At 46.0% G+C, this 16,019-nt stretch carries 12 protein-coding genes and 1 pseudogene; 10 read left to right on the top strand and 3 right to left on the bottom strand.

Going from position 1 to position 16,019, the window contains the following annotated elements:
• Positions 1-13 precede the first annotated feature (13 nt).
• Positions 14-1,282 carry a phosphoribosylamine--glycine ligase gene (purD, locus tag LJF29_RS12105; RefSeq protein WP_229148734.1) on the top strand — a complete coding sequence of 423 codons (1,269 nt, stop codon included), beginning with the start codon at positions 14-16 and terminating at the stop codon, positions 1,280-1,282.
• A 39-nt stretch (positions 1,283-1,321) separates the two neighbouring features.
• Here purD and LJF29_RS12110 read toward each other — a convergent pair whose 3' ends face one another.
• Positions 1,322-1,744, bottom strand: coding sequence for an Lrp/AsnC family transcriptional regulator (locus LJF29_RS12110; protein ID WP_229148736.1), 423 nt, complete (start codon positions 1,742-1,744; stop codon positions 1,322-1,324).
• A 143-nt stretch (positions 1,745-1,887) separates the two neighbouring features.
• On the opposite strand from LJF29_RS12110, the gene LJF29_RS12115 reads away from it, so the two are divergent.
• Positions 1,888-3,162, top strand: coding sequence for an APC family permease (locus LJF29_RS12115; protein WP_229149015.1), 1,275 nt, complete (start codon positions 1,888-1,890; stop codon positions 3,160-3,162).
• A 13-nt stretch (positions 3,163-3,175) separates the two neighbouring features.
• Here the strand turns inward: LJF29_RS12115 and LJF29_RS12120 are convergent, their stop codons facing one another.
• Positions 3,176-3,409 (bottom strand): YgaP family membrane protein, encoded by a 234-nt coding sequence (locus LJF29_RS12120; RefSeq protein ID WP_029441181.1) that lies wholly within the window; start codon positions 3,407-3,409, stop codon positions 3,176-3,178.
• A gap of 127 nt (positions 3,410-3,536) precedes the next feature.
• On the opposite strand from LJF29_RS12120, the gene LJF29_RS12125 reads away from it, so the two are divergent.
• The 3 genes from LJF29_RS12125 to LJF29_RS12135 are packed head-to-tail and all read left to right on the top strand — an operon-like array spanning position 3,537 to position 6,618.
• Positions 3,537-5,279 carry an adenine deaminase gene (locus LJF29_RS12125; protein ID WP_229148737.1) on the top strand — a complete coding sequence of 581 codons (1,743 nt, stop codon included), beginning with the start codon at positions 3,537-3,539 and terminating at the stop codon, positions 5,277-5,279.
• A gap of 26 nt (positions 5,280-5,305) precedes the next feature.
• Positions 5,306-6,301 (top strand): DUF3048 domain-containing protein, encoded by a 996-nt coding sequence (locus LJF29_RS12130; RefSeq protein ID WP_229148738.1) that lies wholly within the window; start codon positions 5,306-5,308, stop codon positions 6,299-6,301.
• A gap of 2 nt (positions 6,302-6,303) precedes the next feature.
• Complete coding sequence (locus LJF29_RS12135; protein ID WP_229148740.1) at positions 6,304-6,618, top strand: YerC/YecD family TrpR-related protein; 315 nt, start codon at positions 6,304-6,306, stop codon at positions 6,616-6,618.
• A 35-nt stretch (positions 6,619-6,653) separates the two neighbouring features.
• Here the strand turns inward: LJF29_RS12135 and LJF29_RS12140 are convergent.
• Positions 6,654-8,231 (bottom strand): annotated as a pseudogene (locus LJF29_RS12140) (FMN-binding glutamate synthase family protein).
• A gap of 237 nt (positions 8,232-8,468) precedes the next feature.
• Between LJF29_RS12140 and LJF29_RS12145 the strand changes: the two are divergent.
• From LJF29_RS12145 to LJF29_RS12165, 5 genes are all read left to right on the top strand, one after another.
• Complete coding sequence (locus LJF29_RS12145; RefSeq protein WP_010333260.1) at positions 8,469-9,155, top strand: heptaprenylglyceryl phosphate synthase; 687 nt, start codon at positions 8,469-8,471, stop codon at positions 9,153-9,155.
• Positions 9,156-9,214: 59 nt separating this feature from the next.
• Positions 9,215-11,434, top strand: coding sequence for a DNA helicase PcrA (pcrA, locus tag LJF29_RS12150; protein WP_127695792.1), 2,220 nt, complete (start codon positions 9,215-9,217; stop codon positions 11,432-11,434).
• Positions 11,435-11,457: 23 nt separating this feature from the next.
• The gene (gene ligA / locus LJF29_RS12155; protein WP_229148741.1) at positions 11,458-13,464 is read left to right on the top strand and encodes an NAD-dependent DNA ligase LigA; all 2,007 of its coding nucleotides are present in this window, start codon (positions 11,458-11,460) and stop codon (positions 13,462-13,464) included.
• 15 nt (positions 13,465-13,479) lie between these two features.
• Positions 13,480-14,670 (top strand): CamS family sex pheromone protein, encoded by a 1,191-nt coding sequence (locus LJF29_RS12160; RefSeq protein ID WP_229148743.1) that lies wholly within the window; start codon positions 13,480-13,482, stop codon positions 14,668-14,670.
• 125 nt (positions 14,671-14,795) lie between these two features.
• Positions 14,796-15,989 (top strand): MFS transporter, encoded by a 1,194-nt coding sequence (locus LJF29_RS12165; protein ID WP_229148745.1) that lies wholly within the window; start codon positions 14,796-14,798, stop codon positions 15,987-15,989.
• Positions 15,990-16,019 lie beyond the last annotated feature (30 nt).

Raw genomic sequence — 16,019 nt, forward strand, 5'->3', positions numbered from 1 at the left:
GGGATGAAAACGCGTGAATGTATTAATTATCGGTAAAGGCGGAAGAGAACATACGCTGGCATGGAAGGTGGCGCAAAGCAGCCTCGTTGATAAAGTATTTGCCGCTCCGGGAAATGACGGCATGGCAGCTTCTGCACAGCTTGTAAACATTGAGGAAAGCGACCACGCCGGGCTTGTCTCATTTGCAAAAAAAAATCAGGTCGGGCTGACCATTGTCGGGCCTGAGGTTCCTTTAATTGAAGGCCTTGTTGACGAGTTCGAAAAAGCCGGTCTTCGTGTGTTCGGTCCGTCAAAAGCCGCTGCGATCATCGAAGGAAGCAAACAGTTTGCAAAGGATTTAATGAAGAAATACGACATACCGACCGCAGAATACGACACGTTTACATCCTTTGAAAAAGCGAAGGCTTATGTGCAGGAAAAAGGCGCTCCGATTGTCATTAAAGCGGACGGACTTGCGGCTGGAAAAGGCGTAACCGTTGCGATGACGGAAGAAGAAGCCATCGCGTGTCTGCACGATTTTCTTGAAGATGAAAAATTCGGTGATGCGAGCGCATCTGTCGTGATTGAAGAATTTCTTTCTGGCGAAGAGTTTTCCCTCATGGCATTTGTCAAAGGAGAAAAGGTATATCCGATGGTCATTGCCCAGGATCATAAACGCGCGTTTGATGGAGACAAAGGGCCGAATACAGGAGGTATGGGCGCTTACTCTCCTGTTCCGCAAATTTCGGAAGATACCGTATGTCATGCTGTAGAAACGATCGTCAAGCCAGCCGCAAAAGCAATGGTTCAAGAAGGGCGTTCTTTCACAGGCGTTTTGTACGCGGGACTGATGCTCACTGCGAATGGATCGAAGGTCATTGAATTTAATGCACGATTCGGCGACCCGGAAACACAGGTCGTGCTTCCGCGCATGGAATCTGATCTGGTACAGGTGCTTCTTGATCTTTTAGATGATAAGGACGTTGACTTGAGATGGAAGGATACGGCGGCAGTCAGTGTCGTGCTTGCTTCAGAAGGCTATCCTGAAAGCTATGCAAAAGGCACGCCGATTGGCAGCCTGACAGCACATGCTGATCAAGTTGTCGTCTTCCATGCCGGAACGAAAGCAGAAGGTGAAGAGTTCGTCACAAACGGCGGACGCGTCGCCAATGTGACCGCCTTTGACGAAACGTTTGAAGCGGCACGAAACCGAGTGTACAAGGCCGTTGATGAGATCATCAAACCTGGACTGTTTTTCAGAAAAGATATCGGGGCACGCGCTCTGAAGGCTGCTCAAAAATAAAGAGATGAAAAACCCGCAGATTGTGCTGCGGGTTTTTTGTTATACCAAAGCGTGCCGGAAAGCGGAAGAAGAAAGCACAACAAGCGTGGTCGGTTTTCCATGGGCCATTGAAGCGTCTATAAAATCTTCTAGGGTATGCACAGATTCCGTCACCACTTTTGTCACATAGCTGTACATACCTGTAATCCGGTGGTTCTCTGCCACATCGGGGTGGGCTTCGGCAAAGGCGGCGTAGTGCTTGCAGCTTTTCGGCTCCATCAGGATAAAAGCCGTAACATGTTTGTTTAGCTTTTCAAAACAGATATCAGCGCTGTACCCGGTAATGACCCCTTTGTCCTCAAGCTTTCTGACACGTTCCGCCGCACTCGGAGAGCTGAGTCCGACAAGCTTTCCTAATTCAACCATCGATAATCTCGCATTTTGCTGTAAATGCGAAAGAATTTGAAGGTCTGTATCATCCATTCGTATGGCTCCTTTACATATTTAGGTGAATTGATAAAAATACCTTTTATGATTAGGTGATGTTGGTGATTTAGCTTAATTGTAGCATATAAATGTCGTCATCTTTTTTCTATAATTAAGCCATCAACATGGGAGGAGGCATCATTTTGCCGGAATTGCAGCGTTCGATTACTTGGGTTCAAGGAGCGGCATTAACGATCGGGGCCGTATTGGGCTGCGGGATCTTAATTCTTCCGTCTGTCACGGCTGACACCGCTGGTCCCGCTTCTTTATTGGTTTGGGGATTTATGTCTTTCTTATCTTTTCTGCTCGTCGGCACACTGGCGCGCCTTGTCAGAATGGCGCCAAGCGCAGGGGGAATCACGGCTTATGTACAGCTTGCTTTTCGGCCAAAAGCCGGAGCTATTTTGGGCTGGATTATGCTGGGATCGGTTCCGATCGGTGTGCCAGTGATCGCTTTGACTGGCGCATATTATGTCAGCTACGTCACAAAGGCTTCGGATTGGCAGATTGCTTTCATTGCAGCAAGTATGCTGGCGATCTCTATTTTGCTTCATATCAGGGGCATTCAATTATCAGCAAACATCAGCATACTCGTCATCTGTGTCATTTTGTTGCTGCTCGTCATTTCTGTTGCTGTTTCACTGCCTCACGTAAAAGCAGCTGAATTTAAGCCTTTTCTGCCTCATGGCTGGTTTGCCGCGGGTTCTGTTTCTGTCATCATCTTTTTTTCTTTTGTAGGCTGGGAAATGATTACTCCATTAGCTGAAGAGTTTACACATCCCGAAAAGGATGTACCAATCAGTTTATTCCTAGCGGCAGCTTGTGTGGCGGTGCTGTATATTATGCTGTCGTTTGTCACTGTGGGCACCCATGCATATGGAGAAAAGGGAGAAATCGCATCTCTGACGATGCTCATATCAAAAGGAGCGGGGGATATTGGGGTATATGTAACGACTTGTTTAGCTCTTTTTATTACATTCGCCACCATTCATGCCAACATCGCAGGGTTTTCAAGAATGGTCTATGCGTTGGCGAGAGAAGGTCATATTCCGGGGTACTTCGGGAAACTCAGTCATACAAAACACACACCTGTCCGTGTATTAACAGCGCTGGCTATCGTGTTTGGTTTCGTTCTAATGGCAAACGGCATATTTCAAATTGATCTGACAACGCTGCTGAAAGGACCAAGCTCGGCATTTATTGCATCTTACATATGTACAATGGCGGCAGCGCTGAAACTGCTGAACTGGAAGGATTCAGGCTGGTGGATGGCTTTGGGGGCGCTTCTTCTTTGTGCAGTGATCTACTTATTTAGCGGCTGGGCGCTCTTGTATCCGGCTGCGTTTGTGGCTGTTGGTTTTTTCTATATGAAGACAAAGGGATATTCTGAAAAAAAGCTTGATCACATTTTATGATCAAGCTTTTTTCTTACGATTCTTGATGATCCTGTCCATGGTTTTCATCAATGGTGTTTTGAAACATATAGGTTACAGGACAGAAACGCAGTATGCCTGAACCTGCCTTCATGGCGCCTATAAAGATGCAGAACAGATGCATTTTGCACCAAGGTTTTTTCGTATACTTGGCACTCGCAGCTGACATAATTGTCAGTCCGCAGGCGATACGGAAGACGGCATTGATGAGACTGATGTTAGGTTTCATGAAATCCGCTCCTTTTACTTTAAAAAGTTTTTTAACCGAACCTTCAAAAATTTGTAACGTTTTTATCGTGCGTGATGGAGAAGGATGTGATACCATGAGTCTAATACATGTAAAGGAGAGTATGTGAATGTCCGAACGCACCTTTAACTGGAAAAATAAAGACATCAGGGCACAGGTTGATGTTGTAGACTCTAAGCTGCTTCCAACGCTCCTTTTACGGAATGCTCTCGTCTTAAATCCATATGTAAAACAATGGCTGAAAAAAAACATTTGGATTTATCAGGACCGTATTGTTTATGTTGGTCATGAACTTCCGGATAGAACCGAAGAAATTCATACGATTGATTGTGAAGGAAAATACATTGTGCCTGGCTATATCGAACCGCACGCACATCCTTTTCAAATATATAATCCCCAAACGCTGGCGGAATATGTGTCTCAGTACGGTACAACGACATTCGTAAATGATAACTTATTTTTGCTTTTGCAAAGCGGAAAAAAGAAAGCGCTTACTATTTTGAACGAACTCAAAAAGCTTCCGGTTCAGTATTTTTGGTGGTCACGGTATGACCTGCAGACCGAGGTTCTGAACGAGGATCACGTTCTTCCATTTGACGTCAGAAAGCAGTGGATTGAACATCCGGATGTCATACAAGGCGGAGAAATGACCGGCTGGCCGCGTCTTGTAGATGGCGATGATTTAATGCTTCATTGTATGCAGGCCACAAAAAAACAACGGAAACGCATAGAAGGGCATTTTCCCGGCGCTTCAGATAAAACGCTTACAAAAATGAAGCTGTTCGGAGCGGATTGTGATCATGAAGCCATGACAGGTGAGGAAGTGATGAGAAGGCTGGAGCTGGGCTATTATGTATCACTTCGCAATTCGTCCATTCGCCCTGATTTAAGAAACATATTGCAGGAGCTTCATGAAAGGGGCTTCCGCTACTATGACCACTTTTTTTACACAACAGACGGCGCTACGCCTAATTTTTATAAAGGCGGCATGACAAACGAGCTCATCCGGATTGCCCTGGAAGAAGGGGTTCCGGCAATCGATGCGTACAATATGGCATCATTTAATATCGCGAAGTATTATCAAATGGATGATTATTTAGGCATTGTCGGGCCGGGAAGACTTGCATCACTGAATATCCTTGAGGACCCGTTGCAGCCGAATCCGGTAACCGTTCTGTCAAAAGGCAAGATTCTGCGTGAAGACGGCCGTGATGTGAATGCGTTTCCACATACGAACTGGAACAAAGGCGGTCTTGTCCCGCTTGAGCTTTCATATGATATGACGATGGATGATTTGCAGTTTTCCATGCCGATGGGCGTAAAAATGCGGAATGCGGTGATTATGGAGCCGTATATGATTGAGATCGACAACTCGGTCGAACAGCTTTCATTTGACCATGATGAAAGTTATTTAACGATGCTTGACAGACATGGGAAATGGCGCGTGAATACGATGATAAAAGGATTTGCCTCTAGTGTGCAGGGATTTGTGAGCTCCTTTACGACGACGGGTGATATTGTCGCGATCGGAAAAAACAAAGCGGATATGCTACTTGCTTTCTCCCGCATGAAAGAAATCGGTGGGGGAATTGTGCTTGCGGAAAACGGAAAAATCCTTCACGAAATTCCGCTTTCACTGTGCGGATGCGCTTCTTCGGAATCGTATGACATCGTGCTGGAAAAGGAACAGAAGCTGAGAGATCTATTGACTGAAAGAGGCTATGAGTATTGTGATCCGGTTTATACGCTGCTCTTTTTGCAAAGCACGCACCTCCCGTATATACGCATTACGCCAAGAGGAATCTTCGACGTGATGAAAAAAACTGTACTCTTTCCATCGATAATGCGTTAAAATATAAAAGAGCGGGGAGCCGACATATGAAAAAATGGATGACAGTTTGCGTGCTGTGTTTCGCGTTTTTCATGCTAGTATCTTGCCAGCAGAAGGACGCTGTCCCTGATCACACAAAGAAGCTGAAAGCCCCTTTGACGGGATTGGAGACTGAGCAGAAGGCAGCTGAACGCAGGCCTGTTGCTGTCGTGGTGAACAATCACCCGAAGGCGCGGCCGCAATCAGGACTGTCTAAAGCCGACATTGTCATAGAAGCGCTTGCCGAAGGCCAAATTACAAGGTTTCTGGCCATTTTTCAAAGCCAGATGCCTGAAACTGTCGGACCTGTGCGGAGTGCGCGGGAATATTTCGTCACTCTCAGCAACGGTTTTGACAGCATATTTGTCCATCACGGCTGGAGTCCCGGCGCCAAGGAGCAGCTGGAATCCGGAGCTGCCGATTATATTAACGGATTGGATTTTGACGGAAGCTTATTTTGGAGAGCTGATTTCAGCGAACCGCCCCACAATTCCTACACGTCTTATGAGTACATAAAAAAGGCGGCGGAACAAAAGGGATATGAGCTGAAGCAGGAAACAGATCCAATGCTGTTTCAAACATCAGATGCAAAACCTGTAAATGAATCTTATAATGTTCGGGTAGATTATGGAACAAAAAACGTTACAAATCTTGTCGAATACAACTATGATAAAAAAGCTGAAGCTTATACGAGAAGCTCTGATGGTGTCATGACGACAGACCGGGAGACCGGAAAGCCGGTTGCAATGCAAAATATTTTCATTGTTGAAGCCAGCCATCATACTATTGACCAAGATGGAAGGCGTGACATCGACATAGAATCAGGGGGTAAAGGTCTGCTGTTTCAGCACGGAAACGTCATTGAAGCAGACTGGAAATATGTAAACGGGAGAATTGTGCCGGTGAAAGAAGGCAAATGGCTGCCGTTTGTGCCAGGAAAGACATGGATAAATATCGTGCCTGATCTCGATGCGGCTTCCATTAGTAAAGGAGAAGGTGTGTAACGATGCAAATCGATAAATTACGCGGCAAAGAGCTGGACCAGCTATTTAACTCTATCTTATCGCTGAAAGACCTGGATGAATGTTACCGGTTCTTCGATGATCTTTGCACAATTAATGAAATTCAATCGCTGGCTCAGCGCCTTGAAGTGGCGCGCATGCTCCGCGAAGGAAACACGTATCATAAAATTGAAACAGAAACAGGCGCATCTACTGCGACAATTTCCCGTGTGAAGCGCTGCTTGAATTATGGAAATGATGCCTATGAGATGGCGCTTGACCGTGTGAAGGAGACTGAAACAGAGTCTTCTTCCAAATAAAAAACCGCCCTGCCGTTTGGCAAGGGGCGGTTTTTTTATGAAACAATTTTCTCAATCAGTTTGTTGATGTCAATTGTGCTGCCATCCTCTTTACGATAGACAACATGCTTCTGGGAAAAATGAATCGGCGAATCGATCCCGGCTGCTGCCGCCAGATTAAACAGCCCCTCACGCAGCGAAATGACGTAGTTGCAGACACGGTGCTGCTTTTCCTCAACGCTCAGCGCTTTTTGCAGCTTCGGATCTGTTGTCGCAACGCCTGCCGGGCATGTGTTGGTGTGGCATACGAGGGCGCGGATGCATCCGACTGAAAACATCATGCCGCGTGCAATGTTGACAAAGTCAGCGCCCAGAGCTAAAGCGACCGCGATTTTGTCAGGGGTCAGCAGCTTTCCGGAAGCAAAAAGTTTCATCCGGTCACGCAAGCCGTATTGTCTGAGCAGCGTATCAACAATAGGGAGCGCGGTCATAATCGGGAGGCCGACTGTGTCGGCAAGCTCATAAAAGGAAGCACCTGTACCGCCTTCACTCCCGTCTATTGTCATAAAATCAGGATGTTTTCCGCTTTTCTGCATATAAGAAAAAAGCTCATGCAAGTCATCAGGCTGGCCTGCAACAATTTTAATGCCGACCGGCTTTTGACCGACGTCTCGCAGCTTTTCAATAAAATCCAGCATTTCAGGTGTGCTTGAAAATTCATGAAAGCGGTTTGGGCTGTCGATTGATTTTCCGGGTTCGACATTCCGGATTTCCGCCACTTCCTCTGACACTTTAGCGCCATCCACATGTCCGCCGCGGGTTTTTGCTCCTTGTGCGAGCTTCAGCTCAAACGCTTTAATTTGGTCAAGCCGGCTTTTCTTTTTGAATTCCTCCCAAGAAAATTCCCCTTTTCTATTGCGCACACCAAAAAGACCGGGACCGATTTGGCAGATGATATCAGCACCTCCCTTTAAGTGATACTCAGACAATCCGCCTTCACCGGTATTCATCCAAGTGCCGCCCGCCTGGTACAGCCCTTTTGACAGCGCTGTAATGGCGCGCTCCCCAAGTGAACCGTAGCTCATGGCGGATTGCCCGACTAATCCCTTCACATAGAAAGGCTTTTCACATGTACTCCCGCCTATGACTTGAACATCATCTGGATGGAGATAATACGGATCAGCCTTAATACGTTCGGCATGTTCGCTGCGTCTGAACAGATTGTCCGAATCGATTTTATAGATGTGGGTTTCGATTTTCGGAGACTGGCTCACACGCAATTCTTCTTTTTGTTTTGGGAAAAGGGCGTTTCGGATATAATAGCCCGGTTGATCAAAATCTCTTACCGAGCCGAAACCCATCATTCTGCTTTTATATTTTCCGGAAATGACAGTTTGCTCATATTCTTTTCATGAAAAAGGCTGTTCCTCATTGTCATTGCTGAATAAATACTGCCGCAGCTCCGGTCCGATTTTTTCAAAAATATAGCGAAATCTTCCAATGACAGGATAATTGCGGAGGATCGAATGCTCCTGCTGTTTTTCGTCCTTTATGTAGATCCAGACAAACAATGCGATGGGGATAACGATAATCCCGATGATAAATGCAATAAGTGCAATGATCATGTATTCCATCTGTTAGCCTCCCTTTTTATGTAACCATTTCCACTGTTGGAGCGTTTCCAAACAATAGAAAATATTACTGTCTGTTTCTATAAAAAGAGAGCGGAACAGCCGCTTTTTTTCTGCGGAAATAGAATCAAAACACCTTTTTCAGTGAATAACGAGAATGACGGCTTTTTCCGTTTTTCCGCGCTATGTGAATTTGTTATAATGTTTAAATGGTAAGAAACGAATGGAGGAACGGATGACGTGTACGATGTAACGGAGTGGAAGCATGTCTTTAAACTCGATCCAAATAAAGATTTGCCTGATGAACAGCTGGAGATTCTTTGTGAGTCAGGGACTGATGCGGTCATTATCGGAGGAAGCGATGGTGTAACGGAGGATAATGTCCTGCGGATGCTGTCTCAGGTGAGACGGTTTTTGGTGCCGTGTGTCCTTGAGGTGTCAGCGATTGAAGCGATTGTCCCCGGCTTTGACTTATATTTTATTCCGAGTGTATTAAACAGCAAAAATCCGGATTGGATTGTCGGAATGCATCAGAAGGCCATGAAGGAATATGGAGAACTAATGTCGATGGAAGAAATTGTGGCGGAAGGCTATTGTATCGTAAATCCTGATTGCAAAGCCGCGGCTTTAACGGAGGCGGACACCAATCTGAATCATGACGATATCATCGCCTATGCGCGCGTGTCTGAGCTGCTGCAGCTTCCGATTTTCTATCTGGAATACAGCGGCGCTCTTGGGGACATAGAAGCCGTGAAGAAAACGAAGGCTGTATTGCAATCGTCCACCATGTTTTACGGAGGCGGCATCAAAGATGCGGAGACGGCGAAACAGTATGCCGAGCACGCGGATGTCATTGTGGTGGGCAACGCTGTATATGAGGATTTTGATGAAGCGCTGAAGACAGTAGCAGCTGTCAAAGGCGAGTAGCGAAATGTACGGATTTGGTTTATGATAGAACATATGTTTGTATAGGCGGGTGACGAATTTTGAATTACATTAGCAATCAACTATTAAGCGGTTTAAACCCCGTTCAGCAGGAAGCTGTCAAAACAACGGACGGGCCTCTCTTGCTGATGGCGGGAGCGGGAAGCGGAAAGACGCGTGTCCTGACGCACAGAATCGCTTACTTAATGGCGGAAAAGCATGTGGCGCCGTGGAATATTCTGGCGATCACATTTACAAATAAAGCGGCCAGAGAAATGAAAGAACGTGTGGAGAGCATTCTCGGGCCTGGCGCGGACGATATCTGGATTTCAACATTCCACAGCATGTGTGTGCGGATTTTGCGCCGAGATATCGACCGCATCGGGATTAACCGCAATTTCTCAATCCTTGATACGGCTGACCAGCTTTCAGTCATCAAAGGGATATTGAAAGAACGCAACCTTGATCCGAAAAAATTTGATCCGAGAAGTATCCTCGGCACGATCAGCAGTGCGAAAAACGAATTGACCGAACCGGAGGAATTTTCTAAGGTTGCCGGCGGCTACTATGATCAGGTCGTCAGCGATGTATACACTGATTATCAAAAGAAACTGCTGAAAAACCAGTCTCTTGATTTCGACGACTTAATTATGACGACCATTAAACTGTTTGACCGTATTCCGGAAGTGCTTGAATTTTATCAGCGCAAATTCCAATACATCCACGTCGATGAGTATCAGGATACGAACAGAGCGCAATACATGCTCGTGAAGCAGCTGGCGGAGCGTTTCCAGAACCTTTGCGTTGTCGGCGACTCCGACCAGTCCATTTACAGATGGCGCGGGGCGGACATCGCCAACATTCTTTCCTTTGAAAAGGATTATCCGAATGCCAGCGTCATTTTGCTTGAACAAAACTACCGTTCGACAAAACGGATTTTGCGCGCGGCCAACGAAGTGATCCAAAACAACACAAACCGCAAGCCGAAAAATCTATGGACGGAAAACGATGAAGGAATTAAAATTTCCTATTACCGCGGAGACAATGAATTCGGTGAAGGACAATTTGTTGCCGGGAAGATTTATGAGCTTCATAACTCCGGCAAACGGAAGCTGTCGGATATCGCCATCTTGTACCGGACAAACGCCCAGTCCCGTGTGATTGAGGAAACGCTTCTCAAAGCGGGCCTGAACTATAACATTGTCGGCGGCACAAAGTTCTATGACAGAAAAGAAATCAAAGACATCCTCGCGTACCTGCGTCTCGTATCCAATCCGGATGATGACATCAGCTTCACGCGTATTGTCAATGTGCCGAAGCGCGGAGTAGGCGCCACATCGCTTGAAAAAATCGCTTCATATGCAGCGATGAACGGCTTGTCACTATTCCAAGCGATTCAGCAGGTTGATTTCATTGGCGTCAGCGCCAAGGCAGCAAACGCGCTCGACAGCTTCAGACAGATGATTGAGAACCTGACAAACATGCAGGACTATTTATCAATTACCGAGCTGACCGAAGAAATTCTCGATAAAACCGAATACAGAGAAATGCTGAAGGCTGAAAAATCAATTGAAGCCCAAAGCCGTTTAGAAAACATCGACGAGTTCCTGTCTGTAACGAAAAACTTTGAACAGAAAAGCGAAGACAAAACACTCGTTGCGTTCCTGACTGATTTGGCACTGATCGCTGATATCGACCAGCTCGACCAGAAAGAGGAAGAATCCGGCGGCACGGATGCGATCACGCTGATGACGCTGCACGCCGCAAAAGGACTGGAATTCCCGGTTGTTTTCCTTATGGGGCTTGAGGAAGGCGTCTTCCCGCACAGCCGTTCACTGATGGAAGAAGCAGAGATGGAAGAAGAACGCCGTCTCGCTTACGTGGGCATTACAAGAGCGGAGCAGGAGCTTTATCTGACCAACGCAAAAATGCGCACGTTGTTTGGCAGAACAAACATGAACCCGGAATCACGCTTTATCGGTGAAATTCCAGATGATTTATTGGAAAACCTAAATGAGAAAAAAGAAACGAGAGCGCCGTCTGCGAGAAAAATGCAGCCGAGACGCGGCCCTGTTTCCCGTCCGGTGTCCTACGCAAGCAAAACAGGCGGCGATACCCTAAGCTGGGCTGTCGGAGATAAAGCCGGGCATAAAAAATGGGGCACAGGAACCGTTGTCAGCGTGAAAGGCGAAGGAGAAGGGACCGAACTCGATATTGCCTTCCCGAGCCCGATCGGTGTGAAACGCCTGTTAGCGGCATTTGCGCCAATAGAAAAGCAGTAATTGAAGAGGAAAGGAAGAAGCAGATGGACAAAGAAACAGCGAAGCAGCGGGCAGAAGAACTGCGCCGCACCATCAACAAGTATAGCTATGAATATTACACCTTAGATGAACCGAGCGTCCCGGATGCCGAATACGACAGATTGATGCAGGAGCTGATTGCGATTGAGGAGGAGCATCCAGACCTCAGAACGCCTGATTCTCCTACACAGCGTGTCGGCGGCGCTGTGCTTGATGCGTTTCAAAAAGTCACTCACGGCACGCCGATGCTCAGTCTGGGCAACGCGTTTAATGCTGACGATCTCCGCGACTTTGACCGCCGTGTGCGACAGGCCGTGGGTGATGATGTGGCGTATAATGTGGAGCTGAAAATAGACGGTCTTGCTGTTTCTCTCCGTTATGAAGACGGCTATTTTGTCAGAGGCGCGACAAGAGGCGACGGGACGACGGGAGAGGATATTACGGAAAATCTGAAGACGATCCGCACTATTCCGCTCAAAATGAAACGCAGCCTTTCGATTGAAGTGCGAGGAGAGGCGTATATGCCGAAGCGTTCGTTTGAAGCGCTCAATGAAGAACGGATCAAAAACGAGGAAGAACCGTTCGCAAATCCGCGCAATGCCGCTGCGGGATCACTCAGACAGCTTGATCCTAAAATTGCGGCGAAACGAAATCTTGATATCTTCGTCTACAGTATAGCGGAGCTTGACGAAATGGGTGTGGAGACACAAAGCCAAGGGCTTGATTTTCTCGACGACATCGGCTTTAAAACGAACCAGGAACGGAAAAAATGCGGCAGCATAGAAGAAGTCATTGCGATGATCGATGACATTCAGGCGAAACGAGCCGATCTTCCGTATGAAATTGACGGCATCGTCATCAAAGTGGATTCCCTTGATCAGCAGGAGGAGCTTGGTTTTACGGCGAAAAGCCCGCGCTGGGCCATCGCGTACAAGTTTCCAGCAGAAGAGGTCGTGACAAAGCTTCTCGATATCGAATTAAATGTCGGAAGAACGGGTGTGATTACGCCGACCGCGATTCTTGAGCCGGTAAAAGTTGCCGGGACAACGGTCTCAAGAGCATCCCTTCATAACGAAGATTTAATTAAAGAGAAGGATATCCGGATTTTGGATAAGGTAGTCGTCAAAAAAGCGGGCGATATTATACCTGAAGTCGTGAACGTTCTCGTTGAACAGCGCACGGGGGAAGAAAAGGAATTCAGCATGCCGACAGAATGCCCTGAATGCGGCAGTGAACTCGTCCGCATTGAAGGTGAAGTGGCGCTTCGCTGCATCAATCCTGAATGCCCTGCACAAATCAGAGAAGGGCTGATTCATTTTGTCTCCCGCAATGCCATGAACATTGACGGGCTTGGCGAACGAGTGATCACACAGCTGTTTCAGGAGAATCTCGTCCGTAATGTGGCAGATCTGTATAAGCTGACGAAGGAACAGGTGATTCAGCTCGAACGCATGGGCGAAAAATCAACTGAAAACCTAATCAGCTCTATACAAAAATCAAAGGAAAACTCATTAGAGCGCCTGTTATTCGGCCTCGGCATCCGCTTTATCGGCTCGAAGGCTGCAAAGACGCTCGCCATGCACTTTGAAAGCTTGGACAATCTAAAAAAAGCTACCATAGAGGAACTTCTCGCAATAGATGAAATCGGTGAAAAAATGGCTGACGCAGTCATCACCTATTTCCATAAAGAAGAAATGCTCGAGCTTTTGGCCGAACTTGAGGAGCTTGGCGTAAACACACTTTATAAAGGTCCGAAAAAAGTAAAAGCAGAGGACAGCGATTCCTATTTTGCAGGCAAAACCATCGTTCTGACTGGAAAACTGGAAGAGCTGTCAAGAAACGAAGCGAAAGCGCAAATTGAAGCGCTCGGCGGGAAGATGACTGGAAGCGTCAGTAAAAACACAGACTTGGTTATCGCTGGAGAAGCGGCGGGAAGCAAGCTGACAAAAGCGCAAGAGCTGAACATTGAAGTGTGGAATGAACAACAGTTAATGGGAGAGCTAAAGAAATAAGAGGAGTGTTTTCTATTGAAAAAGACGTTGGTAATGGCGGCAACGGCGGCAGTGTTGATGCTGTCTGCCTGTTCGTCAGGTTTTGGGGGGAAGAAGGAGGAAGAGATTACGCAAAAAACGGCGAAATCGTCAGAAAAAGCGATTATCCCGAAATACAATATCTCTGACTCTTATTACAAAATGGTGCTTCCGTTTAAAGCGGGGAAAGCACGAGGCCTGACAACGGAACAGCTGAATACAAGACTTGATATTGATGAGTTTGAAACGGGACTGATGCGCCTTGCCCAAGACTCTTTCTCGACAGACGATTATCTGTTCCAAGAAGGACAATACTTAGATGAAGATACAGTATTAAGCTGGCTGGCTCGGAAAAAAACAGGCTCTGATCTGAAAAAAGCCCAAAAAGAAGATAAAAACTTTAAAAACGAAGGTCTGAACCCAGCGCTCCCTAGCTCTGGCTCAACAGAAGAGAAAAACGAAAGCAGTCCGGTTTATTTAGCTTCTATGCTGGAACATGATTACTTAGTCAGAAAAGACAAGAATTCCATCCAGCTTGGCGGCGTTATGATCGGCTTGGCGTTAAATTCAGTGTATTACTACCGCGAGAAAACAGGCGACCCTCAAAAAGAAGTGGAAATTGATAACAGCACACTCCGTAAACAGGGAGAAAAAATCGCGCAGGAGGTCATTAACCGCCTTCGAAAAAAAGACAACCTGAAGAATGTGCCGATTACGATTGCGCTTTACAAACAGGCGTCTAAAACATCCATCGTTCCCGGCAATTTTATCGCCAAAACAGAAGTCAAAGCAGGCTCCTCTGATATTTCAAACTGGGACGATGTAAATGAAAAATACGTCTTCTATCCGGCCGATACGAGCACTGCAGAGAAATATCCGGATGATTCTGAAGTCTTTAAACGATTCAAAAACTCAATTGACAACTACTTCCCGAACTACACAGGTGTTGTCGGAACGGCCCTGTATGAAAACGATGAAATGAAGAAAATGAAAATCGAAATTCCGATGCAATTCTACGGAAAGAGTGAAGTCGTCGCGTTTACCCAGTTCTTAACGGGTGAGGTCATGGACTATTACTCAAAGAGCTCACTAGATCTCGAAGTGGATATTACATCCTCAGACGGCCAGGAAGCGGTCATTCTCCGTGATGCTGGCGATAAAGAGCCGACTGTTCACATTTATGACTAAAATAAGTTAACCCCTTGCGCCGCAGCGGCGCTGGGGTTATTTTGCGTTTATATTGAATTTGGGGATCGTTGGATAGGGTATGCATTTATGTTATGATGTTCTAAAAATAGAAAAGGGTTGAAAATATGAAAAATAAATCCTTTTATTTCATATGGGCGGGGCAGTCGATTGCCAATTTAGGAGATTCTCTATATGTGCTGGTTCTGACCCTGTTTACCTATCAAGTCACAGACTCGGCTTTTTTGGCATCGCTTGTGGCCATGATGCAATTTGTCGGCCAATCATTAAGCGCTGTTTTTATACCTGTTTTTATCAATAAATACAGGCTCAAGCAGATTTTGATCTTTTTACAGCTGACGCAAACCATACTTTTATCTTTGCTGCTCCTCATATTTATTATAGATTTTAAATCTATTGTAATCTTTTTCTTGATTGTATTTTTCATGTCACTGTTAGATGGAGGAACCATCCCGGTCAGAAATTCTATGATTCCCCGTTTTGTTCCAAAACCCATGCTATTGAAAGCAAACAGTCTTGTGCTGACCTCTGATCAGATCGTGCTCTTGCTCGGTTGGCTGCTCGGCGGCCTTTTGATCAAATGGCTCGGGCCCCAATTGCTATTAATGCTGACTTTTGTGCTTTATGGCACTTCAACAGTGTCTTTATTTTTTGTCAAGGATGCGGGTAAAGGAGATGGCGAACAGGAAGAAAACGAATCTTTTATTGATAAAATCGCAGCTGGCTGGAAAGCGATTTATCAGATGCCTGTTATCAGAATGCTGACTGTTCTTGAGCTTTTATCCATGTTCGGCAGAAGCATTTGGACGGGGGCTATCATTCTTGTATATGTCGATGAAGTGCTTCATAAAAACGAAACATGGTGGGGGTTTATTAATGCCAGCTATTTCGCGGGTACCATTACAGGCGGTTTAATCGTATGGAAATTTTCGAAAAGCATCAACGGAAAGCTGTTCTCAATGATTTTATGGACTTCAATTGCTATCGGCGCTTCTACATTATGTCTTGCGCTAAACAAGTATGCGTTGGCATCCTTGCTTCTTGTCTTTATTCTGGGGCCCTCATTTCAGCTCAGGGGGATTGCGATCAGAACTTATGTGCAGGAGAACATAAACGAAACATTGCTTCCAAAAATCCTGTCTGCTCAGCATACAATAAGCACATTTGTATACGGAGCTTCTATCTTGATTATGAGCAGTCTAACTGATTGGCTTGGTGTGCAATATGTCTTTTTCTTGAATTTTATCATTTTTACTGTTTCAGCGCTTCTATCATTAAAACTAAAAAATGAACAAATATAGACAATATATTATAAATATTTACAAAAATAT

This window comes from Bacillus sp. LBG-1-113 (assembly GCF_020708615.1).
Classification (GTDB): domain Bacteria; phylum Bacillota; class Bacilli; order Bacillales; family Bacillaceae; genus Bacillus; species Bacillus mojavensis.

Bases quoted from the DNA above. Each gene is read 5' to 3' on its own strand.
- ligA (WP_229148741.1), top strand. From the start codon at position 11,458: ATGGACAAAGAAACAGCGAAGCAGCGGGCAGAAGAACTGCGCCGCACC.
- LJF29_RS12165 (WP_229148745.1), top strand. From the start codon at position 14,796: ATGAAAAATAAATCCTTTTATTTCATATGGGCGGGGCAGTCGATTGCC.
- LJF29_RS12135 (WP_229148740.1), top strand. From the start codon at position 6,304: ATGCAAATCGATAAATTACGCGGCAAAGAGCTGGACCAGCTATTTAAC.
- LJF29_RS12110 (WP_229148736.1), bottom strand. From the start codon at position 1,744: ATGGATGATACAGACCTTCAAATTCTTTCGCATTTACAGCAAAATGCG.
- LJF29_RS12120 (WP_029441181.1), bottom strand. From the start codon at position 3,409: ATGAAACCTAACATCAGTCTCATCAATGCCGTCTTCCGTATCGCCTGC.
- LJF29_RS12130 (WP_229148738.1), top strand. From the start codon at position 5,306: ATGAAAAAATGGATGACAGTTTGCGTGCTGTGTTTCGCGTTTTTCATG.
- LJF29_RS12125 (WP_229148737.1), top strand. From the start codon at position 3,537: ATGTCCGAACGCACCTTTAACTGGAAAAATAAAGACATCAGGGCACAG.